24 protein-coding genes and 1 pseudogene are annotated in these 23,714 nt (G+C 65.1%); 11 read left to right on the top strand and 14 right to left on the bottom strand.

Features of this window, described 5'->3' with window-relative positions; translation table 11 throughout:
• Positions 1–21 precede the first annotated feature (21 nt).
• From MRS60_RS31950 to MRS60_RS31915, 8 genes are all read right to left on the bottom strand, one after another.
• Positions 22–324 (bottom strand): hypothetical protein, encoded by a 303-nt coding sequence (locus tag MRS60_RS31950; RefSeq protein WP_034182327.1) that lies wholly within the window; start codon positions 322–324, stop codon positions 22–24.
• Between the two features lie 21 nt (positions 325–345).
• The gene (locus MRS60_RS31945; protein WP_034182328.1) at positions 346–2,277 is read right to left on the bottom strand and encodes a type II and III secretion system protein family protein; all 1,932 of its coding nucleotides are present in this window, start codon (positions 2,275–2,277) and stop codon (positions 346–348) included.
• 104 nt (positions 2,278–2,381) lie between these two features.
• On the bottom strand, positions 2,382–3,227 hold the full coding sequence (gene cpaB, locus MRS60_RS31940; RefSeq protein ID WP_034182329.1) for a Flp pilus assembly protein CpaB: 846 nt from the start codon (positions 3,225–3,227) through the stop codon (positions 2,382–2,384).
• 35 nt (positions 3,228–3,262) lie between these two features.
• A complete protein-coding gene (locus MRS60_RS31935; RefSeq protein ID WP_243567352.1) occupies positions 3,263–4,663 on the bottom strand; it encodes an ATP-binding protein in 1,401 nt (466 codons plus the stop codon).
• Between the two features lie 32 nt (positions 4,664–4,695).
• Positions 4,696–5,235, bottom strand: a complete 540-nt coding sequence (locus tag MRS60_RS31930; protein ID WP_034182331.1) for an A24 family peptidase — start codon at positions 5,233–5,235, stop codon at positions 4,696–4,698.
• A 28-nt stretch (positions 5,236–5,263) separates the two neighbouring features.
• Entirely contained in the window at positions 5,264–5,473 is a 210-nt protein-coding gene (locus MRS60_RS31925) for a Flp family type IVb pilin (protein WP_034182332.1), read from the bottom strand.
• 81 nt (positions 5,474–5,554) lie between these two features.
• Complete coding sequence (locus MRS60_RS31920; RefSeq protein ID WP_011349893.1) at positions 5,555–5,746, bottom strand: Flp family type IVb pilin; 192 nt, start codon at positions 5,744–5,746, stop codon at positions 5,555–5,557.
• A gap of 141 nt (positions 5,747–5,887) precedes the next feature.
• Positions 5,888–6,079: a Flp family type IVb pilin gene (locus tag MRS60_RS31915; RefSeq protein ID WP_034182591.1), complete on the bottom strand. Its 192-nt coding sequence runs from the start codon at positions 6,077–6,079 to the stop codon at positions 5,888–5,890.
• Between the two features lie 1,047 nt (positions 6,080–7,126).
• On the opposite strand from MRS60_RS31915, the gene MRS60_RS31910 reads away from it, so the two are divergent.
• The 7 genes from MRS60_RS31910 (at position 7,127) to MRS60_RS31880 (ending at position 13,087) form a co-directional block, all read left to right on the top strand.
• Positions 7,127–8,365 carry a glycosyltransferase family 87 protein gene (locus MRS60_RS31910; RefSeq protein WP_243567350.1) on the top strand — a complete coding sequence of 413 codons (1,239 nt, stop codon included), beginning with the start codon at positions 7,127–7,129 and terminating at the stop codon, positions 8,363–8,365.
• Positions 8,362–9,741 carry a glycosyltransferase family 87 protein gene (locus tag MRS60_RS31905; protein ID WP_243567349.1) on the top strand — a complete coding sequence of 460 codons (1,380 nt, stop codon included), beginning with the start codon at positions 8,362–8,364 and terminating at the stop codon, positions 9,739–9,741. Before MRS60_RS31910 ends, MRS60_RS31905 begins: the two co-directional genes overlap by 4 nt.
• Before the next feature lie 24 nt (positions 9,742–9,765).
• Positions 9,766–10,809: a glycosyltransferase family 2 protein gene (locus MRS60_RS31900; protein ID WP_131945952.1), complete on the top strand. Its 1,044-nt coding sequence runs from the start codon at positions 9,766–9,768 to the stop codon at positions 10,807–10,809.
• A gap of 16 nt (positions 10,810–10,825) precedes the next feature.
• Positions 10,826–11,209, top strand: coding sequence for a GtrA family protein (locus MRS60_RS31895; protein WP_243567347.1), 384 nt, complete (start codon positions 10,826–10,828; stop codon positions 11,207–11,209).
• A gap of 409 nt (positions 11,210–11,618) precedes the next feature.
• On the top strand, positions 11,619–12,122 hold the full coding sequence (locus MRS60_RS31890; RefSeq protein WP_034182337.1) for an inclusion body family protein: 504 nt from the start codon (positions 11,619–11,621) through the stop codon (positions 12,120–12,122).
• A 65-nt stretch (positions 12,123–12,187) separates the two neighbouring features.
• Entirely contained in the window at positions 12,188–12,718 is a 531-nt protein-coding gene (locus MRS60_RS31885) for an AidA/PixA family protein (protein ID WP_105390950.1), read from the top strand.
• 42 nt (positions 12,719–12,760) lie between these two features.
• On the top strand, positions 12,761–13,087 hold the full coding sequence (locus MRS60_RS31880; RefSeq protein WP_175749305.1) for a fucose-binding lectin II: 327 nt from the start codon (positions 12,761–12,763) through the stop codon (positions 13,085–13,087).
• A gap of 96 nt (positions 13,088–13,183) precedes the next feature.
• Here the strand turns inward: MRS60_RS31880 and MRS60_RS31875 are convergent, their stop codons facing one another.
• Together MRS60_RS31875 and MRS60_RS31870 are read right to left on the bottom strand one after the other, a co-directional pair.
• Positions 13,184–14,953 (bottom strand): histidine kinase, encoded by a 1,770-nt coding sequence (locus MRS60_RS31875; protein WP_034182340.1) that lies wholly within the window; start codon positions 14,951–14,953, stop codon positions 13,184–13,186.
• Positions 14,954–15,035: 82 nt separating this feature from the next.
• Positions 15,036–16,448 carry an HD domain-containing phosphohydrolase gene (locus MRS60_RS31870; RefSeq protein ID WP_243567346.1) on the bottom strand — a complete coding sequence of 471 codons (1,413 nt, stop codon included), beginning with the start codon at positions 16,446–16,448 and terminating at the stop codon, positions 15,036–15,038.
• 463 nt (positions 16,449–16,911) lie between these two features.
• Between MRS60_RS31870 and MRS60_RS31865 the strand changes: the two genes are divergently transcribed.
• Complete coding sequence (locus tag MRS60_RS31865; protein ID WP_243567345.1) at positions 16,912–18,525, top strand: FAD-dependent monooxygenase; 1,614 nt, start codon at positions 16,912–16,914, stop codon at positions 18,523–18,525.
• Here the strand turns inward: MRS60_RS31865 and MRS60_RS31860 are convergent.
• The 3 genes from MRS60_RS31860 to MRS60_RS31850 form a co-directional block, all read right to left on the bottom strand.
• Positions 18,520–18,810, bottom strand: coding sequence for a DUF1330 domain-containing protein (locus tag MRS60_RS31860; protein WP_175749157.1), 291 nt, complete (start codon positions 18,808–18,810; stop codon positions 18,520–18,522). The two genes, MRS60_RS31865 and MRS60_RS31860, sit on opposite strands and share 6 nt — an antisense overlap.
• Positions 18,811–18,888: 78 nt before the next feature.
• Positions 18,889–19,944, bottom strand: coding sequence for an aldo/keto reductase (locus MRS60_RS31855; protein ID WP_175749158.1), 1,056 nt, complete (start codon positions 19,942–19,944; stop codon positions 18,889–18,891).
• Between the two features lie 72 nt (positions 19,945–20,016).
• Positions 20,017–20,607 (bottom strand): flavodoxin family protein, encoded by a 591-nt coding sequence (locus MRS60_RS31850; protein WP_243567343.1) that lies wholly within the window; start codon positions 20,605–20,607, stop codon positions 20,017–20,019.
• A 118-nt stretch (positions 20,608–20,725) separates the two neighbouring features.
• Between MRS60_RS31850 and MRS60_RS31845 the strand changes: the two genes are divergently transcribed.
• Positions 20,726–21,631, top strand: a complete 906-nt coding sequence (locus MRS60_RS31845; RefSeq protein WP_243567342.1) for a LysR family transcriptional regulator — start codon at positions 20,726–20,728, stop codon at positions 21,629–21,631.
• 226 nt (positions 21,632–21,857) lie between these two features.
• Here MRS60_RS31845 and MRS60_RS31840 read toward each other — a convergent pair whose 3' ends face one another.
• Entirely contained in the window at positions 21,858–22,070 is a 213-nt protein-coding gene (locus tag MRS60_RS31840) for a DUF1059 domain-containing protein (protein ID WP_034182593.1), read from the bottom strand.
• Between the two features lie 283 nt (positions 22,071–22,353).
• On the opposite strand from MRS60_RS31840, the pseudogene MRS60_RS31835 reads away from it, so the two are divergent.
• Positions 22,354–22,602: pseudogene (locus MRS60_RS31835) on the top strand (aldo/keto reductase); the annotation flags it as partial.
• A gap of 54 nt (positions 22,603–22,656) precedes the next feature.
• The gene (locus tag MRS60_RS31830; RefSeq protein WP_243567341.1) at positions 22,657–23,598 is read left to right on the top strand and encodes a helix-turn-helix transcriptional regulator; all 942 of its coding nucleotides are present in this window, start codon (positions 22,657–22,659) and stop codon (positions 23,596–23,598) included.
• Positions 23,599–23,714 lie beyond the last annotated feature (116 nt).

Genomic DNA, 23,714 nt, shown 5'->3' with positions numbered 1-23,714 from the left:
TTCTCCCTGAGCGTGCCGTCGTTATTGAGTCGCCTTGCCGATGCCGATCACGAACGCATTGGCAGGCGGCTGGATCTGCTTGAACGACTTGTCGTAGTTGTCGAGCGCGGCCGCGGCCGCGCCGCCGTCGATGCCCGACGCCGAAGCCGATGCCGCGTGTTCGGCGGCATGCGGGTCGATGATCTGGGCCTGCATCACGGAGCGGACCGAGTCGCCGAAGCGGCTGTCCCACACCGGGGTCGACGACATGCAGCCGGCAAGCGCGAACGCGAGCGGTGCGGCGAGCGCCGCGCGGCGCACGAATACGAGGTAGGCGGATTTCATGGAGCTTCCCCTTGGATGGCTTCAACGATCGGTGGACTTGGGTTCCGAGCGCGCGACCTGCGCCCGGGCACCCGCGGGCACCCGTTGCTTCGGTCGCGCCGCCGGCTGGGCCGGCGTGTCGGGGCCGGCCGCCGCGAGGCGCGCGGCGGCGGCTTCGATACGTGCGACGCGGGCCGCGTTTGCCGCGTCTGGCTGCGGCGCGGTGGCCGCTACCGGCGCAGGCGTCTTCTGCGGCTCGGCCGGCACCGGCGGCTGTGCGTCCGTGCCCTGCGGCGCGCGCGGCGCGGGCAGTGCGGCGGCCGCAGCGGCGGGTGCTTCCGATTGCGGTGCAGGTGCCGGACCCTGGGCCGGAGCCTGGGCCGGTGCCTCCTGCGGTGCAGCCGCCGCGCCGTTCGCGGGTTGCGCGCCCGCCTTGCGGACCCCGCGGCGGCCTTCCATGTTGCCCGTCGCGTACACGTCGATTTCGTGCGGCTTCGAGAAGCTGTCGGTCGGCAACTGCACGTCCGCGGTCTGCATCGGCTTCACGAGGTGCGGCGTGATCAGGAAGATCAGCTCGGTGCGGTCCTGCTGGAACGACGTGCTGCGGAACAGCGCGCCGAGCACCGGCACTTCGCCCACACCCGGGATCGCCTTCAGCGCGCCGCTCGCGTTGTCCTTGATCAGCCCGCCGATCGCGAACGATTCGCCGTCGCTCATCTGGACCGTCGTCGAAGCACGCCGCGTCGTGATCAGCGGCAGGATCGACGTGCCGCCGATGTTGGTCGCGCTCAGCGTGACGCCCGTCTGCGACAGCTCCGACACTTCCGGTGCGACCTTCAGGCTGATCCGGCCGTTCGCCAGCACCGTCGGCGTGAACTTCAGCGCGACGCCGAACTCCTCTTCCTGCAGCGTGATCGACGACGTGCCGTTGCCGCTGCTCTGCGGGATCGGGATGAAGATCTTGCCGCCGGCGAGGAACGTCGCTTCCTGGCCGCTGATCGTCACGAGATTCGGCTCCGCGAGGATCTTGACGAGGTTGTCGGTGTTCTGTGCGTCGGCCGAGATGCTGAACGGCTTGTTGTTCGCCTTGTTGAAGATGGCCCCGCTCGCGACGCCCGCGAGCAGGTTGCTGACCAGCGCGCCGCTCCACGAACCGAACCCGCCCTGGATGTTGAACGCGCTGCCCATCTGGTTGATCAGCGTCTTCGACACCTCGGCCACCTTCACCTCGAGCATCACCTGCTGCGGCGACGTGACGCTCAGCATGTTCAGCACGCCGGCGCCCTGCTTGCCGCCCCCGCCGGCATCACCCGCGCTGTCGCCGTACGCACGTGCGATCTGCACGGCCTGCTGCGCGGCCTGCGAGCTCGACACCGTGCCGGCCAGCACGATCGTGCCGGCCGCGGTCGACACGTGGATGTCGCGTTCTCCCGGCAGCAGTTGCAGCAGCGATGCCTGCAGGCCGCCGGCGTCCGCGCCGACCGCGACGTCGATCACGCGGCATGCGCCGCTCTTGCCCTGCACGATCATGTTGGTCGTGCCGACCGACAGCCCGAGGATGTACAGCGTCTGCGGCGACACCATCGTCGCCTGCGCGACGGCCGGGTTGCCGATCGTCCGATTGCGGACCGGCTCCGGCATCGGCACCAGCAGCGACTTGCCGAGCGGCACGCTGACGCTGCTCGACTCGCGCACGGCACCGACGCAGTTCGGCCCGCGCAGCGGCCCCGCCGCAGCGGCGGCCGCGGCGACCGGCGCCGGCGCCATGCTGATCGTCATCTGCACGGGCCCCTTGCCGACCGCGGCCGGCGCGCTGGCGCCGCCCTTCGTCAGCACGCCCGCCTCGATGCCTTCCTGGGCCAGTGCGCCATAAACGGTCAGCCATCCTGAACAGAGGATCGCGGCCATCATCGTGCCCCGTGCGACGCGAGTCCGCAGTGGGCCGGTACCTGTACGTTGCGATTTGAGCTTCATTTTGTTTGATCCCCCGAGAGACCGGCGCCGTGCCGGTTGTCGACTTCCGAGGCCGCCGTACCCTGCCGGCGGCCGATTTGTTTATCTGGCTGTGTTGATCTGCTTCAGAAACATTCGACGCTGCCCTTCACGCCGGCCAGCACGCCGACGCAGTCGCGCCGCGCTGCCGGCGCCGCGTGCGACGCGACGTGCACGCGCACCGTCCGCACCTGTGCGGGAACGGGAAGCGGCGGCAAATCGGGTACGGGCGGCTTGCCGAGCAGCGTCATCTTGGTCGCGCCACCCGTGTTCAGCGTCTTCTGGTCGACCTGATTGCGCAGCACGAGCGACAGCGTGCCGACGCTGCGCGCGAGGTCGAGCCGTTCGGCCTGGTCGGGCGTGACTTCCAGCGTGACCGCGTTGACGACCTTCGGTGCGGTGTCGTCGCGGCTGACCTGCTGTGCGACGGCGAGCACGAGGATGTGCTCGAGCACGATCTTGGAGATGCTCTGCCCGTCGGTCTTGCCCTGCTGCTCCTGCGTGTTGACGATCACGTCGACGTAGGTGCCCGGCAGCGCGAAGCCCGCGACGCCGACCACGTCGTTCACGCGCACCGTGATCGCGCGGCTGCCGTCGGCGATCACCGCGGACAGCCCGCCCTTCGTGCCGAGCGGTGCGAGCTTCGACTCGATCACCGGCTCGCCGCGCGCCAGGCTGGTGCGCACGACGCGCCCTTCGAGGGTTTTCGTATCGGTGAACGCGCCGGTCGGCACGCTGCCCGACGGCCAGCTCACCATGTGGATCTGGTTCGCCCCGAGCGGCTCGCCCAGGTTCAGGTCCGCGGCCGCCACCGCGACGGGCGTGACCGAGTTCGTGGATGTCTGCACCAGCCAGTGGGACGCGAACACGACCGCGGCAAGACCCGCGACCATCGCGACGGCCAGCATCATGAGCGCTCGACTGTTTTTCATGGCAATGCTCCTCGACGATTCGTAAAAAAAACGGCTCAACCGGTGATGTACGTACGTCCGCCTCGCTCAACGGGCGGCGTATGGTTGCCGTCCCGTTCGGGCGCTGCGCCGAAATAGCTCGCCCACGCGTCGTACAGCGCGTCGTGCGTCACCTCGGGCGGATCGCCGCGGTAACGTGCGCCGGCGGCGACAAGGCGCAGCAGATCCGCCGGAAAGCACGCGAGAAACGCCTTGCCGGTCGGCAGATGCAGCCGATGCAGCAGGAACTCGAATGCATCGCTCGCCGAGACGAGACCGAGCGATGTGCAGGCCGCGTCGTACACCGCGCGGTAGTGGTCGATCGACAGCGGACCGACGTGAAGCTTCGAGCCGAGGCGGCGCAGGAACGCGTCGTCGCAGAACTGTTCCGGCGCGAGGTTGCTCGAGAACACCGGCCACACGTCGAACGGCAGCACGAAGCGGTTGCCGGATTCGAGCGTCAGGAAATCGACGCCGCGATCGAGCGGGCGCAGCCAGCGATTGAGCAGGTCGCGCGGCTCGACGCGCTGGCGGCCGAGATCGTCGACGATGTACATGCCCATGTTCGCCTTCATGTGCGGTGGCGCCTGGTAGAAGCCGGCAGCTTCATCGCGGCGCAGGTCGAGCTCGTCGAGCGTCAGTTCGCCGCCGGACAGCACGACCGGCCGCTTGCACAGGCGCCAGCGGCGATCGAGCGACTGGCCGCCGGATTGCGGTTCCGCGTCGACATGCACGAGCGGGTCGTAGATCTGGATCACTTCACCGGCCGCGCAGATCGCGTGCGGCACCGGCACGCGGCCGTGCATCAGCGCGCCGAGCCGCTCGGCGAGGAAGGTCTTGCCGCTGCCGGCCGGACCGTAGATCAGCAGCGGACGGCCCGCGTTCAGCGCCGCGGCCGCCGCATCGATGACCGACGTGTCGATCACGATGCCTTCGAACGCGGCCCACACGTCGCCCTGGTCGATGTGCAGCTTGCGCACCGAATGCGCGCTCACGCATTCGAGATACGCTTCGAGCGTGACCGGCGCGGGGCCGCTGTAACCGCTGCGCGCGCGTTCCTCGAGCGCGAGCACGCGGCCCGCGTCGGTCAGGCGGAACGTCACGTCGAGATCGGTCGCGCCGCGATGGGTGAGCTCGACGAGATGCTCGCGCACCAGGAACGCGAAGACGTCGTCGAGCACCGCGAGCGGCAGGCAGTGCCGCTCGACCAGGTCGCCGTACGAAGGGCGGCCGAGCATCAGCGTCGACTTCAGCACGAGCCCGGCGACGAACGTCATGCTCAGCCCGGTTTCGCCGAGCGAGCGCGGCGCCGCCGGCAGCTGCGCGCCCAGCTTCGTATTGGCCTCCCGCGACGGCAACGGATCGGGCAGTTTGGATACCTGCGCGTCGCGTCTCGGTTCGGTGTGATTCGTGTTCATGGTCGTTCCATCCTCGTTGCGGGCTCGTCGCGCTACGCGCACGACGCGAACAGCATGCCCAGCGTGCCGGCCGCGATCGCGACGCCGTACGGCAGCGTGCCGACCGACGCGATTTCCGCTGGGCCGTCGGCTGCCCCTGCGCGCGCCCCTTGCGAACGGCGCGCGATCAGCACGCGGACGTTCGCCCACATCCGGCGCATCCGCCCGCGCAGCAGCGCGAACGCGATGGCACCGATCCCGCCGGCCACGAAGGTGGCCAGCACGATGTAAAACGTCATTTCCGCGCCGACCCATGCACCGATCGCGAGCATCAGCTTCACGTCGCCGGCCGCCATCCCGCGCAACAGGTAGAACGGCAGCAGCAGGCCGAAGCCGGTCGCTGCTCCCGCGAGCCATCCGAGTGCGCCTGCCAGGACGCCGTGCAGCATGCACTGGGCGACCAGCGCGCCGACGAGTCCGGCCGCGACGAGGCGGTTCGGAATGCGGCGGGCCGCGATGTCCGTGCTGGCCGCGGCGACCGCGAGCAGCGTCACGCACAACGGAACCGGGTACGGCGGCGCGACGAGTAACATGGCGAACCTCGCGGAGCGAATCGATGGATCAGGAAACCATTGCAAGCGCGGTGGTCACGGCAGCCGTCAAGGCTGTTGCGATCACCTCGTACGTATCGGCCAGCGAGCCTCTCAGCGTGACGACGCTGCCCAGCACCGCGACGGCGAACATCGCCCCGAGCAACGCATATTCGATCGACGTCACACCCTGCTCGTCGCCGATCCAGCGGCGACATACGGCACGCACCCTGGCTTGCATGATGGTCTCCGGTTCCGGTTGATCAGATGACCGGGGACGGCTCGAGCACTGCACCAGCCGAGCCGTCCGCGGTACGGTCCATCAGATGCCTGCCACCGCCGAATCCAGGTCGGCCGCGATCGTGCTGAACACGGTCTTGAGGTCCTTCCCGATCGTCGACAGCGCGAGGATGATGCCTACCGCGATCAGTGCGGCGATCAGGCCGTATTCGATGGCGGTCACGCCGTCTTCATCGCGGACGAAACGGCTGGCTTGTTGAATGAACTTGGACATGGTTATCTCCTTGCGTGATGACTTTCAAAGCCCTCGTGTACCGGCTGGATCGATCGATCTGGCATCGATACGTCGAGGAAAGTTGTTAATGCCGTGTGGTGCCGGCGAACGATTCGGACGAGCCGCCCGCCGCACCGTCCATCAGAGTCCTGCTACCGCCGAGTCCAGATCTGCGGCGATCGTGCTGAACACGGTCTTCAGATCCGTACCGACCGTCGCCAACGCGGCGACGATGCCGATCGCGATCAGTGCGGCGATCAGGCCGTATTCAATGGCCGTCACGCCGCGCTGATCCCGAATGAACCAGGCGATCTTTTCGATGATTCTTGACATGAGCATTCTCCTTTCGGACTGCTATGAAATACCCTTCGTCTGTCATGACGTCGGGGACGGGCACCACCGGCACTACGAGAAAATCGAAACGCGACGCTCAGCTGCGAGAACAGGGATGCGCACACCTGTCCGTGAGAACGGATTTCAGTGAGAAGGAACGCGAGAGATGCGCGTACGGTTCGATCAGCCGGATATACCGGGCTGGACGATCGACCTGAACGGCGTGACTGCCGTTCGACGCACGGAATTCAATTGAGCGGGAGCCGAACTCCCGGCGATGCTGAAAATCGCTTTTGTCGCGGCTCGCCGGCCGCGATGTGCTTTGCTGTTTCATTTTTATTCCCCGTCTGCTGCGATGCCGATTTCTTTTTGCCCTGACGATCCCGGGTCTCGTTGGCCTATCGACGAAGGTTCTCGCGGTTCATCGACCTGGAGCTGCGTGTTTTCCCCGACGCGCTCCGGCCCTCTTCTCCGCAGGTGATTCCTAAGCTGGCTCCGTCTGTTCCCGGAACCGCCCGGTCGTCACGTCGTCGACTGCCGTGCCAACGCTGACGCAAAGAGCAGGCCACCTCGAGCGAAATCCAGGCGTATCAAGGGTTCCGGCGATCTCCGGGTTCCCGCGTCAATGGTGCGACGAACGAAATGTTTCAACTTTGATATATGCATTCCCGCGAGCGAGGTACGCCGGAACGCTCGCCGCCGCGCTGCACAAAGGATCCAAAATTTTTTCTCGGGACTTTCCCGAACGCGGGCAGCCGGTTGCATTTCACGGGATCGGCAGGACGCGACACCGCTCGAAAACACGGAATGTTTCAAGCCAGAAACATGAAATCCGGCCGGGTCGTTTTTTCATACCTGAAAACGCGGTTTTCACGCCTGTCACCGATTGATCGGGATCACCGCTTCCTGTGCGCGGTTTGCATCACGCGATTTTTTCTTCAACAATGAATTCACCGGACAACGCCATTCAGAGCGATTCGATCCGGCGGCACGACAACATGAAACGGCTGCGACAGACCAGGCAGCCTCCACTACATACGGGGCATCATGTACACAGCCAATCGTGGAACGCGCGATCGCGCCATATGCCGGGCTCAATGGCTGACGGCGGACCGGATCGTTCCGTACAGCTGCATCATGCTGATGCTCTTCGCCGCGCTGCTGGCCATCTGGGGCGTCGTGACGGACGGCTTCACGTCGAATGCCACCGCCCGCCCGGGCACCGACTTCTCGGTCTTCTGGACCGCATCGAACCTCGTGTTGCAAGGCCATGCCGCAGCGGCCTACGACTCTTCGTCATTCCTGCAGGCCGAGTTCGCGCACTTCGGTGCGTATCTGCAGCACCGGCCGCTTCCCTGGCTCTATCCGCCGACGATGTTGCTGTTCATCGCGCCGGTTGCCCTCGTGCCTTTCCTGCCCGCATATTTCCTCTTTTTCGCGGGCAGTCTTTTATGCTACGCGTTCGCCGTCTCGCGGTTGTCGGGATTGCGCGCGCATCTTCCGCACCCGCGCGCCGCGGCGCTCGTCGTGGTCGCGTATTCGGCGGTGTGCATGTCCGCGCTGTTCGGCCAGAACAGCATCCTGACCGCCGGCCTCGCCGCGCTCGCGCTGCATCTGCTCGGCAAGCGTCCGGTCGCGGCCGGCGTGCTGATCGGGCTGCTCGCGATCAAGCCGCAACTCGCCGTCGTGTTTCCGTTCGTGCTGATCGCGACGCGGGCGTGGCGCACGTTCGCGGCGGCGGCGCTCAGCGCGACGCTGTTCGCGGCGGCCGGCATCGCGCTGGCCGGGCCCGGCGCGCTGCACGGCTTGAGCCACGCCATGTCGACGGTACGCGACCAGCATTTCATGCTCGCGTCGTACTGGCTCGCGTCGCCGACGCCGTTCGCCGCGCTGCGGCTCGCGGGTGCGCCCGTGGCGGCCGCGCTGGCCGCGCAAGCGGCGGTCGCGCTGCTGGCGATCATCGCAGCCGTCGACGTGTGGCGCCGCACGCGCGACATGCGCCTGCGCGCCGCGGTGCTGGCCGTCGCCACGCTGCTGACGACGCCCTATCTGTGGAACTACGAACTGACCTGGCTCGGCATCGCGATCTTCTGCCTGATCGCACACGGTCTCGACGAAGGCTGGCTGCCCGGCGACCAGGGCATCCTCGTGCTCGCGTGGCTGCTGCCGATCTTCGAGATGTTCAACCGGCTGATGAAGCTGCCGCAGATCGGGCCGGTCGTGCTGCTCGCGGTGCTGTTCGTCGTCGTGCGCCGCACGGCACTCGCGTCACGGAGCGCGCAATGAAAGCGCCTTCGTTCGCCCGCCATGCGCATTCTGCCGTCGATCTGCATCCGGAACTCCCGATCGCGGGCCCGCGCCGCTATCCGCACTGGCTCAATCGCGATCGCGTGCGCCTCTATGCGGCCGCCGTGCTGCTGACGGAACTGCTGTTCATCGTCATCTACGTGATCCGCGTGTTCCTGTCGCACAACGGTGCGCTGGAGCCGCTGTCGCAGGATTTCTCGCCGATCTGGAGCGCCGCGCGGCTCGCCGCGCACGGGCACGGTGCCGACGCGTGGCATTTCCCCGCGCTGTTCGCGGTCCAGAAGCTGGCAGTCCCGACGATGACGCTCGCGGACGGCACGCTGCCGTGGCTCTATCCGCCGACGATGCTGCTGCTCGTGCTGCCGCTCGGCTGGCTGCCGTACATGCTGGCACTCGTGCTGTGGCTCGGCGTCACGTATGTGCTGTTCGCCGCGACGATTCGTGCGACCGTGCAGCGCGATGCCGCGTGGCTGTGCGCGCTCGCGTTCCCCGGCGCGTTTCTCACCGTGATCGTCGGCCAGACCAGCCTCTTTACCGCGATGCTCGCCGGTATCGGCCTGCTTGCGCTGAACCGCCGCCCGGTATGCGCGGGAATCTGCTTCGGCTTGCTGACGATGAAGCCGCAGCTCGCGGTGCTGTTCCCGCTCGCGCTGCTGTGCGCGGGCCAGTGGCGCGCGCTGGCCGCATGGGCTGCGACGATCGCCAGCTGCGCCGCGCTCGCGACGCTCGCGTTCGGTGTCGGCCCGTGGGTCACGTTCGCGCATGTGATCGGCAACGCCTATACGATCGTCGGCACCGGTCACGCCAAGCTCGCCCGCATGCCGACCGTGTTCGCACTCGCGACGATGGCCGGCTGGCCCGCGATCGTCGCGCGCGGCCTTCAGCTGCTGTCGGCCGCGGCCGCCGCGATCGCCGTCGTCTACGCGTGGCGCGGCGCGTGTTCCTACGCGCTGCGCGCCGCCACCCTTGCATGCGCATGCCTGCTCGTCAGCCCCTATCTGTACGACTACGACCTGACCTGGTACGGCATCGTGATCGCGTGGTACGCGCGTTATGCGTGGACGCACGGCTGGCGGCGCTTCGACCGCGAATGGCTGATGCTGCTGTGGCCGATGCCGCTCGCGGGCCTCGCGGTCGTGTCGCATCTGTCGTTCCAGTTCATGCCGCTCGTGACGCTCGCGTCGCTCGCGCTGCTCGTCAGCCGGATCGCGCAGGAAAGACACGACGTGCCGTCGATGCCCGACGCACGCGACGACTCGACCGAGACCGGCTTCGCACATCCGGTCCGACCACACCACCGATCGGCGCACGGAATGCGCCGCACCGGCCGCCCGACGCTCGGCGCCGGCCGGTGAAGCGACATCACAAGGGGAATCATCATGCGGGAACCACTCTACACGCCGCTCGTTTCGCTGGTCGTGCCGTTCTATAACGAAGGCGAGGCCGTCGAGCGCTTCTTCGACGTCGTGATTCCGTTGCTGACGGCCATCGACGCGATCCGCTTCGAGATCGTCTGCGTGAACGACGGCAGCCGCGACGACACGCTCGAACGCCTGATCCGGATCAGCACCGGCGAGCGGCGCGTGCGCGTGATCGATCTCACCCGCAACTTCGGCAAGGAAGCGGCGCTGACGGCCGGCCTCGACGAAGCCGCCGGCGACGCGGTGATCCCGCTCGACGCCGACCTGCAGGATCCGCCGAGCCTGATTCCGGTGATGATCGAACACTGGCGCGCCGGCGCGGAAGTCGTCGCGGCGAAGCGCAGCAACCGCGCGTGCGATTCGTTCGCGAAGCGCACCGCAGCCGCGATCTACTACCGCGTGCACAACCTGCTGTCGGACGTGAAGCTGCCGGAGAACGTCGGCGATTTCCGGCTGATGGACCGCAAGGTCGTGAACGCGCTGCGCAACCTGCCCGAGCGGCACCGCTTCATGAAGGGGCTGTTCGCGTGGGTCGGCTTCAAGACCGTGATCGTCGAATACCAGCGCGACCCGCGCAGCGCCGGGCACTCGAAGTTCTCCGGCTGGAAGCTGTGGAATTTCGCGCTGGAGGGGATCACCAGCTTCAGCACGGTGCCGCTGCGCAGCTGGACCTATATCGGCGTCGGCATCGCCGCGCTCGCGTTCCTGTACGGCTCGTTCATCATCTTCCGCACGCTGCTGTTCGGCAATCCGGTGCTCGGCTACGCGTCGCTGATCTCGGTCACGCTGTTCATCGGCGGCATCGAACTGATCGGGATCGGTGTCGTCGGCGAATACATCGGGCGGATCTACGACGAGTCGAAGCAACGGCCCGTCTACCTGATCCGCCGCCGCTACCAGGCGCACGGCAAGGTGATCGAACTTCCGGTCGCGCGCGATGCGCGCCGCCAGATCGCACGCCGGCGCGTGCAGCCGAACCGTGCGCGGATCGACGTACGCTGAACGCGCGCAGACGGCCATGATCGACCTGCTCCATGCCGAGCGCACGCGGCTCGTGCGCTTCGGCTTGTCCGGGCTTTGTTCGACCGCGCTCCATACGCTGGTCGCGTCCGCGCTGTTCGCGCTGTTCGATGCGACGCTGGTCGCCGCGAACGCGGTCGCATTCCTGTGCGCGACGGCGTTCTCGTATCTCGCGAATACGCTGTGGAGCTTCTCGTCGACGGTGCATACGCGCAACGCGCTGCGTTTTCTCGTCGTCACGCTGGCCGGCTTCGTCGAAACGCTGCTGCTCGCGCGTGCCGCCGAAATGCTCGACATGTCGCGCGCGATGAGCATCGTCGCGATCGCGCTGCTGATCCCGCCGACGACGTTCGTGCTGCATCGGCTCTGGACCTACCGGTAAGCGCGCGATCGCCTGCCGCCCGGCCGCGGGCTACCTGCCGCGAATCACTCCCCCTTCCCGCTCCCGAATCGTCGTGCCGCCAAGGCGACGATCGCTCGAGATCGCGCCGGCCATCCGCCCCTTTCTCCGATCGAAAATAATCGGCAAATCGATTAACAGATTCAATTTTCTTCTATTTATGTAACGCATCGATCCGATTGAATCCGATTTTCAACTTAATATACGATAATCATTTTTATAACCCTGTTTACTCTTACAGCTTCCAGAATTAACCGAACGGGATAACCTGCATACGCCGTCGCGCCTGTACGTGCCACACATCGCACGGAGCCTTGCAGGACAAGGAGATGGCGGCCGCACGAAGCAGTTCTCGAAACGATAAGTCCCATTACTTAAAACGGGAGCTTCCATGTCACACTTCACCGATGTGCTCGTTTCATTCGATACCGAAACCATTCTCAAAAAGTATCCGAATCCCAGCAAGAATCCGGCCGCTCCGACGCTGATCGACTGGCATTATGTCTATATGGTGACCAACCAGGACAACGTAATCTCCGGGCAGGCGGGCGGCGAGCTCGACCTGAAGGCGCAGGTCGGCGACCTGATCCGCTGGCGCGAAACGAGCTTGTCGCTGGGCTTCGAGAACCAGGTCGTGTTCTACAAATTCGTCGGCAACGTCGGCAACGACTTGATCTCGACGCCGACGCCGCGGGTCGCGGAAGCGTCGATCCCGGTGCCGAACACCAGCAAGCCCGAGGTGCCGACATGCCAGAAGGTCGCGAACTACTACTGGTCGTCGGAATGCCTGAAGGTCGGCCGCGTGACCTACCACTTCCAGTTCCAGATCATCGATCGCAACTGCCAGAGCCAGGGTTGCTTCTCATGGGATCCGTTCATCACGATCCACAACTGATCGCGGCGGGCGGGCGGCCGCGCGGCGGGCGCCCGCGTCATTCCCTTGTTGCGGAGGAAGCGCTCATGTCTGGTCTTCGTTGCGATGTGCTCGCGATCGTCGACGCCGTCACGCTGCTGTCGGCCTACCCCGATGCGAGCCGGGACGCCGACGCGCCGACCGTGATCGACGGCCGGCACATCTACGTGTTGAGCCCCGGCGACACCGGGCAGCTCGGCCACAACGACAGCCGGCTCTTTGCCGGCCTGGCGCCGGGCGACCAGCTTCGCCTGCGCGAAACCACGCTGGCGCTGCGCGCCGAGCTGAGCGTGCTGTTCATCCGGTTCGCATTGAAGGACGCCGGCATCGTCGCGCCGATCGAACCGGAAGTGCGCGACGCCACGACGCCGGTGCCGGATGCCGACGACCTGCTTCATCCGGCGTGCCAGCCGATGAAAGACCATTACTGGCACAGCGACGTGCTCGCCGCGGGCACTACCACGTGCACGGCCGACTTCGCCGTGCTCGATCGCGACGGTGCGGTATTAGGCTATTTCCGCTGGGAAACGACGATCGAGATCGCCGGCAGCCGGCCGGATACGAAACAGCCCGGTTAGCCCGGTTTCCAGCCGTCGTCGAACCGCGACGGCAATTTCAACCTGCCGCCGAACACCGCCTTCAAGGCGATCTTCCACGCGAATGCCGCCGACCGGCAGGACCTGAAGCTGTTCATCGACGATGCGCGCGAACCGGCCGCGTCGTTCGTCGGCAACGGCAACGACGGCATCAGGCAGTTCACGCTGAGCTCGAAAGGCGGCAAGATCCGGATCGACGCATCGGCCAACGGCAGGAAGTCCGCGACCGACGCGCGCGTCGCACCGCTGTCCGCGGGCGATCAAGTGTGGCTCGGCCGGCTCGGCGCCGAGGACGGCGCCGACCGCGACTACAACGACGGGATCGTCATTCTTCAGCGGCCGATTACCTGAGCGGCGCCGCGCAGCGACACCTGGTACGCGAGCATCGAATTCACGCTGAATCGCGTACGCGCTTCCCGCACACGCACGGCAGTCTCGATCGCATCCTCATGCCCGCTGCTCCAGCTCCGCCGCGTTCGCGTCGTCGCGGGCCCGCCGGACCGGCAGCCGCACGCAGAACGTCGTGCCGCGCCCGGGTTCGCTCGTCACGTCGATCGTGCCGCGATGGCGCTCGACGATGCCGTGCGATACCGACAAGCCAAGCCCGGTTCCCTGCCCGACCGGCTTCGTCGTGAAGAACGGATCGAAGATCCGCCGGACGACGTCGGGCGTCATGCCCGTTCCGGTGTCGCTGATCGCGATCGACACCTGCTCGCCATCGCTCGACGTGCGGATCGTGATCACGCCACGCTCGGGAATCGCCTGCGCCGCGTTGACCAGCAGGTTCATGAACACCTGGTTCAACTGCGACGGCAGGCATTCGACCTGCGGCAGGTCGCCGTAATCGCGCACGATGTCGGCCTTGTACTTCAGTTCGTTATGGACGACGTTGAGCGTGCTCTCGAGGCCCGCATGGAGATCGACCACGCTCCACTCGTCGCTGCCCGGGCGCGAGAAATCGCGCAGGTCCTGCACGATGCGCCGCACCCGCACCGCACCATCGATCGATTCGTCGATCAGCGTCACGATCTCGTCGCGGACGTAGTCCAGATCCGCGGCGCGGCCCATCGCCGTCAGCGCATCGCGCGCGGCCGGGTCGAGCTGCGGCAGCGCCGCTTCATGCGCCGCGACCACATCGAGCAGGCTTCGCACCCATGTCTTCAACGTATTGAGGTTCGCACTGACGAAGCCGATCGGATTGTTGATCTCGTGCGCGACGCCCGCCGCGAGCTGGCCGATCGACGCGAGCTTTTCCGACTGCAGCAACTGCACGTGGGTTGCCTCGAGCACGTGCAGAAGGCGCCGCTGCTCGTCCTTCTCCTGTTCGAGCCGCGCCTGCGCGGCCTTGCGTTCGTCGATCTCGGTCGCCATGTTCTCGCGCGTGCGCTGCAGCATCTCCGTCGTCTGCTCGTAGCGGTGCAACGCACGTTCGAGTTCCGCGGTGCGCATTTTCACGAGCCGCTCGAGCGTGTCGGCCATCCCGCGCAGAAAGGTTGTGCGCGCATCGAAGCGGCTGAGCAGCAGCGTGACGATCAGCGTCGCCATCGTAAACAGCGCGACGGTCGTCGCGAGCCACGGCGCGTCGATCCCGTTCGCGGTGCCGCATCGCGCGTCCGGCGCGAAATGGGCCGCCGCCATCCCCGTATAGTGCATGCCGGTAATGGCGATGCCCATGATGAAGGCCGCGCCGACGCGTTGCGCGGTCGCATGACGCGCCTGCCGCACGCGCAGCGCCTGCGCGATCCACAGCGCGGCAGTCGACGCGATCACCGCGATGCCGATCGATGCGGCAAACAGCGCGGGATCGTAGCGAATGCCGGGCTGCATGTGCATCGCGGCCATCCCCGTGTAATGCATGCCGGCAATCCCGCCGCCCATCAGCGCACCGCCCGCGAACAGCCGCCGCCAGCCCAGCCGCGCGCGCGTGACGACGTTCAGCGCGAAATACGACACGAGCACGGCGATCGCCAGCGACGCGCCGGTATCCGGCAGTGCATAACCGAGCGGGATCGGCAGCGAAAACGCGAGCATGCCGACGAAATGCATCGACCAGATCCCGGTTCCCATCGCGGCCGCGCCGCCGCCCAGCCACGCACGCTTGAGCTTCGGGTTGTCGAGCAGCGAAATGAACGCGGCCAGGTCGAGCGTCGTATAGGAGGCCAGCGTCGCGATCGCAAGCGACAGCAGGACGAGCGGGAGGTCATAGGTGCCGTGCATGATCGAGCGACCGAATCGGTGTGAAGGCGTTGCCGCCGTGCGGCCGAGCGCGCGCGGCGTCCATCAGGCCAGGTGTCCTGCGTCAGCCGGGCGGCGCGCCTGCGTTGTGCGCCTGCATCGATGCGGCCGCGCCGGCCAGAACGAGAATGTCGAACGGCGTCCCTTCCCGCGTCTCGAAACGGCGCACGAGCTCGATCTGGTGCGCCGACATCACGCTGCCCTTCGTCATCAGCAGCACGCCGCGATGCGTGCGCAGATCGTCGGCGAGCTGCATCCCTTCGCGCAGCTGCGCGGACTTGATCTCCGCGACGGACGCCGCGATACCGAGACTCGCCGGGTCGCGCATCAGCTCGATGCAACGCTCGACGATCTGCGGGTCGTATCGCACGCTGGCCTGCGAGCGCAACGCATCGAGCGCCTGTTCGACCGAATGCGGCACACCGATTTCGCCGTTGCGCAGCCCTTCGAAATCGCGTGCGATCGCAACGATCCGCGAGCCGAGCGGAATCGCGTCGCCGGTCAGCCCGTCCGGCGTGCCGCGTCCGTTGAAGCGCTCGTACTGGTGCAGCACGATCGACGCGACCTTGTGCAATTGCGCGACCGGCGTCAGCACCATCTGCGCGCGCAGCGGATGCTGCTGGAACAGCCGGTGTTCGTCCGTCGTCATCCGCGCGAGCGGCTTGTGCAGCAATTCGTCGGGCAGCGACAACTTGCCGATGCCGTGCAGCAACCCCGCGAAATAGACGTCCTGCGCGTGCAGCTCGCTCACCCCCGACGCCAGCGCGAGCCGGCGCGCGATCTCGCCGACGCGCATCGCGTGTCCGCCGGCGGTCCCGCAACGCAGCTCGATCATGCTCGCGCAGACCTGGACCATCGCCGTGAAACTGCTTTTCAGGTCGCGTTGCGCCGCTTCGAGGAACATCACGGTCTGGCCGAGTTCCTCGGTGCGTGCACGCACCTGCGTTTCGAGTTCCGTGTTGAAACGGCGCAGCGCGTCGTTCTGCGCTTCCGTCAGCGCGGTCAGCCGGGCCGCTTCGCGGCGCAAGCGCCGCTGCTCCAGCGCCTGTTCGATGGTCATCAGCAGATCGTGATCGTCCCACGGCTTGTTCAGGTAGCGATACACGCCGCCTTCGTTGACGGCCTGCACGACCGATGCGATATCCGCATAGCCGGTCAGCAGGATACGCATCGTGTCCGGGTACAGCGCCCGCGCGCAGGCCAGGAATTCCGCACCGCTCATGCGCGGCATCCGCATGTCGGACACGATCAGGTCGACCTCGGTCGACGCCAGTATCTCGAGCGCGGCCTCGCCGCTGTCGGCGGTCAGGATGTCGTAGCCCGCGGGCCGGAACACGCGCTTGAGCGCCGACAGCACGTTCGGCTCGTCGTCGACCAGCAGGATCGACGGTGCGCGGCACGCGTCGTCGGATGCCGTTGCCGCCTCGGGCGTTTCAGGCAATGCCTCGTTCGGCCCGTTTGTTGCAGATGTCGTCATAATTGGCCTCGGATCGATTATTCACACCGTATCTCTCTGCAACATCGGCTTGTACGGCGTTTTCCTATATCGGGGGAAACGCTAATACGTCCTTTCATGCACGCGAATGAAGAACGTCAAAAACATGAGTCGGTTGCGCAACTGCCGTCGAGACCCATTCCGGTTCTTGCCAACCATGCGTTTCGCGCATGGACGACGTAACACGCCGGCGCGCCGTCGCACCGCGGTGAGCGGACCGTCGCCGCTGTTTACGCGTCTTCGCTGCGGTGTTATAACGCGGTGTCGGAAAAGGCAGACTTGGTTTGGTAAGCCCAAGTCCTTTCGTTAGCGAAAGCTCTGGTCTTTGCCCCGTGCATGAGATCCCCACGACGAACATCCGACGCCGGCCAGGCGTCCAAACGTTCGTCCGTGTGGCGCTCAACCTGAGAAACGCTCCGGTCGAACATCGACACAGGAGTGATTCATGCACGAGCACCATCAGGATATCTACGACGTCGTGATTGCCGGGGCTGGCCCCGTCGGTCTGTTTCTCGCCTGCGAGCTTCGCCTGTTCAAGCTGTCGGTCCTCGTACTCGAGCGCGCCGAAACACCGCACGCTCCGTTGAAGCGCCTGCCGTTCGGCATGCGCGGCCTTTCGGCCCCCACCCTCGAAACGCTTGACAGGCGCGGGCTGCTGGACGAAGTAATCGAGGCCGGGCGTGCCGACCCTATCGCGGACAAGACCGCGACGATCGCGCACTGGATGCAGCAGCCGCGCCGGCCCGCCGGTCATTTCGCCGGCATTGAGTTCCATCACGACGACATCGATACCTCGAAGTGGCCGTATCGCCTGTCAGGCTCGGCCGACACCAGCATGGCAGTCGCAGTGGAGACGCTCGAAACGGTCCTGGCTCGTCGAGCCGGCGCGACGGGATGCGAGATCCGGCGAGGCCTGAGCGCCGACGCATTCCACGAGTCGGATGGAGCGGTGACCGTTCATGCGGGCGGGAACACTTTTCGCGGGCGCTGGCTCGTCGGCTGCGACGGCGGCCGCAGTGCGATCCGCAAAGCCGGCTGCTTTGATTTCGTCGGTACTGGTCCGGAGTTCACCGGCTATTCCGTCGAGGTCGACATGGCTGAGCCGGACGCGCTTCTCCCCGGCCGACACTACACATCGACGGGCATGTACACCTATGCGCGGCCCGGCACGATTGCGATGGTGGAATTCGACGGCGGAGCGTTTCACCGCCTTCACCCCGTCACGCTGGAGCATGTGCAGGCGGTGCTGCGCCGCGTGTCCGGCACCGAAATCACGCTGACCCGGCTCAGGCTGGCTACCACGTGGACGGATCGCGCCTTCCAGGCAACGACCTATCGGAACGGACGCGTGCTGCTCGCGGGCGATGCCGCGCACATCCACTCTCCTTTGGGCGGTCAAGGGCTCAATCTTGGACTCGGAGACGCGATGAACCTCGGCTGGAAGCTGGCAGCCACCATCCGTGGCGATGCGCCGGCCGGTCTGCTCGACAGCTATCAACAAGAGCGGCATCCGATAGGGGCACGCGTTCTCGATTGGTCGCGTGCGCAAGTCGCACTTATGCGACCTACCCCCGGCACGCGCGCGCTGGAGGCGATCGTTCGCGATCTCATCGAGACCCGGGATGGCGCAACGTATTTCGCGGAGCGCGTCTGGGGTGTGTCGCTTCGCTACGATCTTGGCAGCCCTCATCCGCTGGTGGGCCGCAGCGTACCCGATTTCGAACTGGTCGACGGAACGAAGGCAGGCCGCCTGTTGCGCGACGGGCGGGGACTCCTGCTGGACTTCGATTCAGGCGCATCGCTTCACGCGCTTGCGAACCGTTGGCGCGAGCGCCTCGCCTATGTCGCAGCCGACGCCAAGGATCGGTTAGGTATGCGATCTATATTGGTGCGTCCCGACGGGATCGTCGCGTGGGCATGCGAAGCCGCTCCCGACCATGAAGAAGTCGCTCATGCCATCTCGCGATGGTTCGGCGAAACCGGGCGTGCAGGTGATTCGCCGCGTCGGAGAAGTTCGACAGCCTGCGGGCGTTCGAGCGCTTCGCAGTCGGAATCATGAAGCCCCTTCGAGGATGACGAAGGTCCCGGTCGCGGCCCCGGCACGAAGCGCCTTGGCCGCCTGATATTCTGGGCTTTCATAGAAGCGCCTGGCCTCGGCCAACGAATCGAACTCGAGGACCACATGCCGCTCGTGGGCCTCGCCTTCGAGGTTTTCATACCGCCCCCAACCGGCGATGACCTTGGGGCCGAATTTTGTCATTGCATCGCCTGCGGCTTTTGCGTACGCAGCGTAAGCAGTTGCGTCCGAGACGCTGACGTGTGCGATCAGATAACCCTTTGGCATGTCTATCTATCTCTCTCTTTCAGTGGGCGCATTCCGACAACCGCCCAGGTCGACGGTATGGGTGTGCGGTAGCCGGTTCTAATTCGACGCAACGGGCCTGAACGGCAACGGACGCCTGCTCGCGTCCTGACGATCGATCATCCAGCCGGGATAACAGCTGGGCAGCGCACTCACGGCTTCAAGACGCGCAAGCTCGTCCTCGGTGAGAACGACATCGACCGCGCCGAGGTTGTCTTCGAGCTGTTCGACCCGTTTGGCGCCGATAATGACGCTCGTGACATGCGGCCTGGCGAGCAACCAGGCGAGCGCTATCCGGGCGACCGAGATACCGCGCGCATCGGCGATGGCACGCATCTCCGCAACGCACGGCCACGCCCGGTCAAGATCGACCGGCGGGAAATCGAAATGGCTGCGCCGCGAACCTTCATCGGTCGGTGCTCCGGGGCCAAACTTCCCGGAAAGCAATCCACCCGCGAGGGGCGACCAGACAAGCAGCCCCATCTGCTCGTCGATCACGAGCGGCACCAGTTCGCGCTCCACGTCGCGTCCGGCGATCGAATAGTAGGCCTGCAGCGTTTCGAAGCGCGTGGCGTGAAGCGCCGCACTCAGTCCGAGCGCTTTACCGATCTTTCCTGCGCGCCAATTCGACACGCCGACATAACGAACCAGCCCCTGCCGCGTAAGGTCGTCCAGGGCCCGCAGCGTTTCTTCGATCGGCGTGACAGAATCGCTGGCATGTATCTGGTAAAGGTCGATATGGTCGACCTGGAGCCGTTCCAGGCTTCTCTGCACCGAATCCATGATGTGACCGCGCGACGCCCCCTGATCGTTGGGTTTCGGGCCCATCACGCCGGCTGTCTTCGTCGCCAGCACGATTTCGTTGCGTGGTACGCCGATGTCTTTCAGTGCCTGTCCGACGAGTCGTTCGGACTGGCCAAAGGAATAAATGTCGGCGGTGTCGATGAAATTGATTCCCGCGGCAAGCGCGCGGGCAATCAACCGGTTCGCGTCGTCCTGACCGACTGCGCCGATCGCCTTCCACATGCCCGCGTCGGCATTGCCACCCAGCGTCATCGTGCCGAGGCACAGCTCCGAGACATACAGGCCGGTGCGGCCGAGTTGCTTGTATTTCATGGCCATTTCCTTCAAGAGTGGCTGGATAACAGGTGGCGGCGTCCGTTCCGTCGCGTCGCGCGCGACAGGATTTCAGTTGCGTTGAGAGTGTCCAGACCGAAACTGTCCGGCGATCGTTGCGACGCGTGCGCCGTAGCGGCGCGCCGTCTCGAGATCCCCTGGCGACATCTCGTCAGGCGACGCATCGGCAGGCGTCTGCGCCATCGGCGCGATATAGGAGCCCATGCGATTCAGGTCGTCACGCATCGACGCTTTCACGTTCGCCGGCTTGATATCCATGCTGACCCAGATGCCGCCGTGCTGCCCGGCGAGCAGAAAGAAGTATTCGAGCGTATTGAGCTTGTCGCCGTTGATGCTCGCGCTGTTGGTAAAGCCGCCGAAGATCTTGTTTTGCCACCCGCCTTCGAACCAGGCTTTCGAGGATGCGTCCGCGAATTTCTTGAACTGCCAGCTGGGGCCGCCCATGTAGGTCGGCGAGCCGAACAGGATCGCATCCGCGCCGGCCAGCGTATCCCACGCATCCTCGGCAAGGTTTCCGTCGGTGTCGATTGCGACGAGTACGGCGCCGGCGCCTTCGGCGACGGCTGTTGCCATACGCTCGGTATGCCCATAGCCGGAGTGGTAGACGACGACCGTTTTGATCGCAGCGGTGTGTTGTGTCATGGTTGCTCCCTTTCGTTCAAGTTGTCCTCCGTGGACGACATGGGAAGCCACTCTACTGAGTCGCAACTGAGTTATAAATGACGACAAATTGAACGTTCCGTTACTCCCTGGGTGAACAATGCAAAACCTTGACGCGCTTTTGATCTTTGCCCGTGTCGCCGAAATGACGAGCTTCACGCGTGCGGCCGAAAGCCTCGGAATTCAGAAGGGACGTGTGTCGATGGTGATCCGCGGACTCGAGCGGGATGTCGGCGTGGCGCTGTTGCATCGGACCACGCGGAGCGTGCAGCTCACTGAGGACGGACGCGCCTTTTATTTGCGCGCACGGGACCTGCTGGCCGAAGTACAGGAGTTGCAATCGATGTTCTCGGGTCATGGTGCATCTCTGCGGGGAAGGTTGCGCGTCGACATGCCCACCGAATTGGCACGAAGCGTCGTGGTTCCCGCCCTGCCGCAACTGATGGCGGCACATCCGGAGTTGGAACTGGAACTTTCCAGCACCGATCGGCGTGTCGATCTCGTCCAGGAAGGGTTCGATTGCGTGATCCGTCTGGGTCCGATCGTCGACGAGACGCTGATTGCCCGACCGCTGGGCAAGCTGCGCATGACGAATGCGGCGAGCCCGAGCTATCTGGCACGGTACGGCATACCGCAGACGCTCGACGATCTGCGCAGCCAGGGGCACCGGATGGTTCACTACACGCTGACACTCGGCGCCCGGCATGCCGGATGGGAATACCCGGACGGCGACGGTTACGCGTCGCTTCCGTTGCCGAGCGCGATGCAGGTCAACAGCGTGCAGACCTATCATGCCGCCGGGCTTGCGGGCATCGGGTTGATCCAGGCGGGATATTCGGCGCTCGCGCATCACATCGAAAGCGGCGCGCTGGTGGAGGTTCTGCCCGACTTGCGTCCCGAGCCCCTCGCCGCGTCGCTCGTCGTGGCCCATCGGCGCAACCTGTCGCCACGCGTCCGGGCTTTCATGGATTGGATCGAGGGGGTATTGGAGCCGTATTTCGATTGACCGTCAGGTGTAGCGGCTCAACGGGGCAGAAAATGGCCGAACGCGGAAGTACGAGTTCGGCCGCGCAGCGAGGTATTCGCACGCCAGCCGAACTCCGATGGCCGCCCCACTGGACCACATGCAGAAGAAGATTTCGGCAAGATGCGCAGCTACGGTCAACGCGAATACGTGGATGGCAGATGGCCGTCGTGAGGTGGTCGCTGCGCTTCGATCCGTCGCGCCGGCGTTACGCTTGACGCGGTGTTTCAACGGGTGGCGTGCCGTCATGAAAGAGCGTTTTCAGCTGTGAACGCAGCTCCGGCGAATCGGCATGCTTGTGAACCGCGACCGCATGCTGTACGGCCGCCTCGAGCAACTCGTTTTCGGAATCCGCGGATAGCGCAACGGAACAATTCATTTCGCTCGGGAATTCCCGGCAATCGATGTATTTGCGCGTCATGATGTCCTTCCTCATACGACAGTAGTCATGGGTCTTGCGTGGATGACCGCGCGGGATGCCGCGCGAAGCACATAGGCACGATTGCGCCTCCTTGTCGCGGACGAAATGGTTTTGAAAGTATAGGTCGCGTGCAATGAATTCGCGGTAACGCATCGAAATTCACGACGTTCCGCGTGCGTCGCCTGCGCGGCGTGCCGCAAGTGCCGTCTGCGGCCGGGAATGAAGCAGGGATGTAATCAACGGCCGACTACATGACTGACGAAATCCGCACACGAAAGTGGAGATTGCGCAGCACCACGGCAAGACCGTGGGACAGGTCGTGCTGCGCTGGGTGGTACAGCGTGGCATCGTCGCGCTGGCGAAGTCCGTGCGAAAGAATCGGATGCTGGAAAACCTGGCCGTCTTCGACTTCGAATTGTCCGAGGAATACATGCGGGCCATCGCCACGCTGGAGACCGGCACGAGCAGCTTCTTCTCCCATCGCGATCCGGCGATCGTGAAGTGGATGAGCGAACGGAAACTCGGCCTCTGATGCGCAATCGGGGGCGGCCGTCCGGTCAGTCAACCGTAATTTCGATTTGGTAAAGTGTATCGTTTCCTCTTTGACCTTCTCGCCGGTTTTATGGCTACTGCACCGTCGGACAACGCCTCTTCCGAATTCATTCCGGCCGACGTGAGGCAAACCGTCGTCACCCAAACATTGCCGTCCGCGCAGATCGGTATCAGTCGGCTGAAATCGGCGCGAAGAAATATGGGCCGGACCGCGCCCTATGACCTCGAAGACGCCGATCTCATCGTGCTGCAATTGCGCGCTTTCGGCGAACAGGAATTGTGGCTTGACGGACGTGCTGCCCGTTTCGTCCCCTACAGCGCAGGGACCGTGACGATTCACGACCTCGACCGCAGGTGGGTGGCTGATCTGAAGGGGGCGTTCGACTGCCTCCACTTCCATCTGCCTCGCCGCACGCTGGAGGAAACGGCCGATGAAATCGGTGGCCGGCGACGGCCGCAGCTTTATTTGCCGCCGCACTTGAGTGCAACCGACCCGATCGTCCATCACCTCGGACAATCGCTGCTGCCCGCGTTGGCGCAGCCCGAGCATGCGTCGCAACTCTTCATCGACCAGGTCGCGCTCGCTTTCCAGACCCATATCGCACAACAGTACGGCGGCATCGGCGAGCAGCGGGAAAGGCAGACCGGCAAACTCACGCCGTGGCAGGAGCGTCAGGCAAAAGGACTCCTGTTCGAACACCTCAACGGAAAAATTTCGCTTGTCGATGTGGCGAAGGCCTGCGGCCTGTCTCGCGGTCATTTCGTCAAGGCCTTTCATCAGACTACAGGACTGCCCCCGCATCGCTGGCTGATCAACCAACGCGTAGAGCTGGCAAAGAAGTACATGCGCACGTCCCCCATGCCTCTGAACATGATCTCGGATTTGTGCGGCTTTGCGGACCAGAGTCACTTCACGAGGACATTCTTGCGCCTGACCGGTGTCACACCTCGTCAGTGGCGTGCGGACAATCGTTGATTCAAGCACCGTGGTACTAACTACTTCCGCGTCGCAATCGCTTTGTCCCGTGCCGCCTACATTGCGCACTTCTCCCCGATAATCTCCGCCCTGTTCCGCTTCACTCCCCCTTGACG

The sequence above is a fragment of the Burkholderia pyrrocinia genome, from assembly GCF_022809715.1.
In the GTDB taxonomy this organism is placed as follows: domain Bacteria; phylum Pseudomonadota; class Gammaproteobacteria; order Burkholderiales; family Burkholderiaceae; genus Burkholderia; species Burkholderia pyrrocinia_C.
The sequence above is the reverse complement of the archived record's forward strand: the minus strand, read 5'-3'. Positions and strand labels throughout refer to the sequence as shown.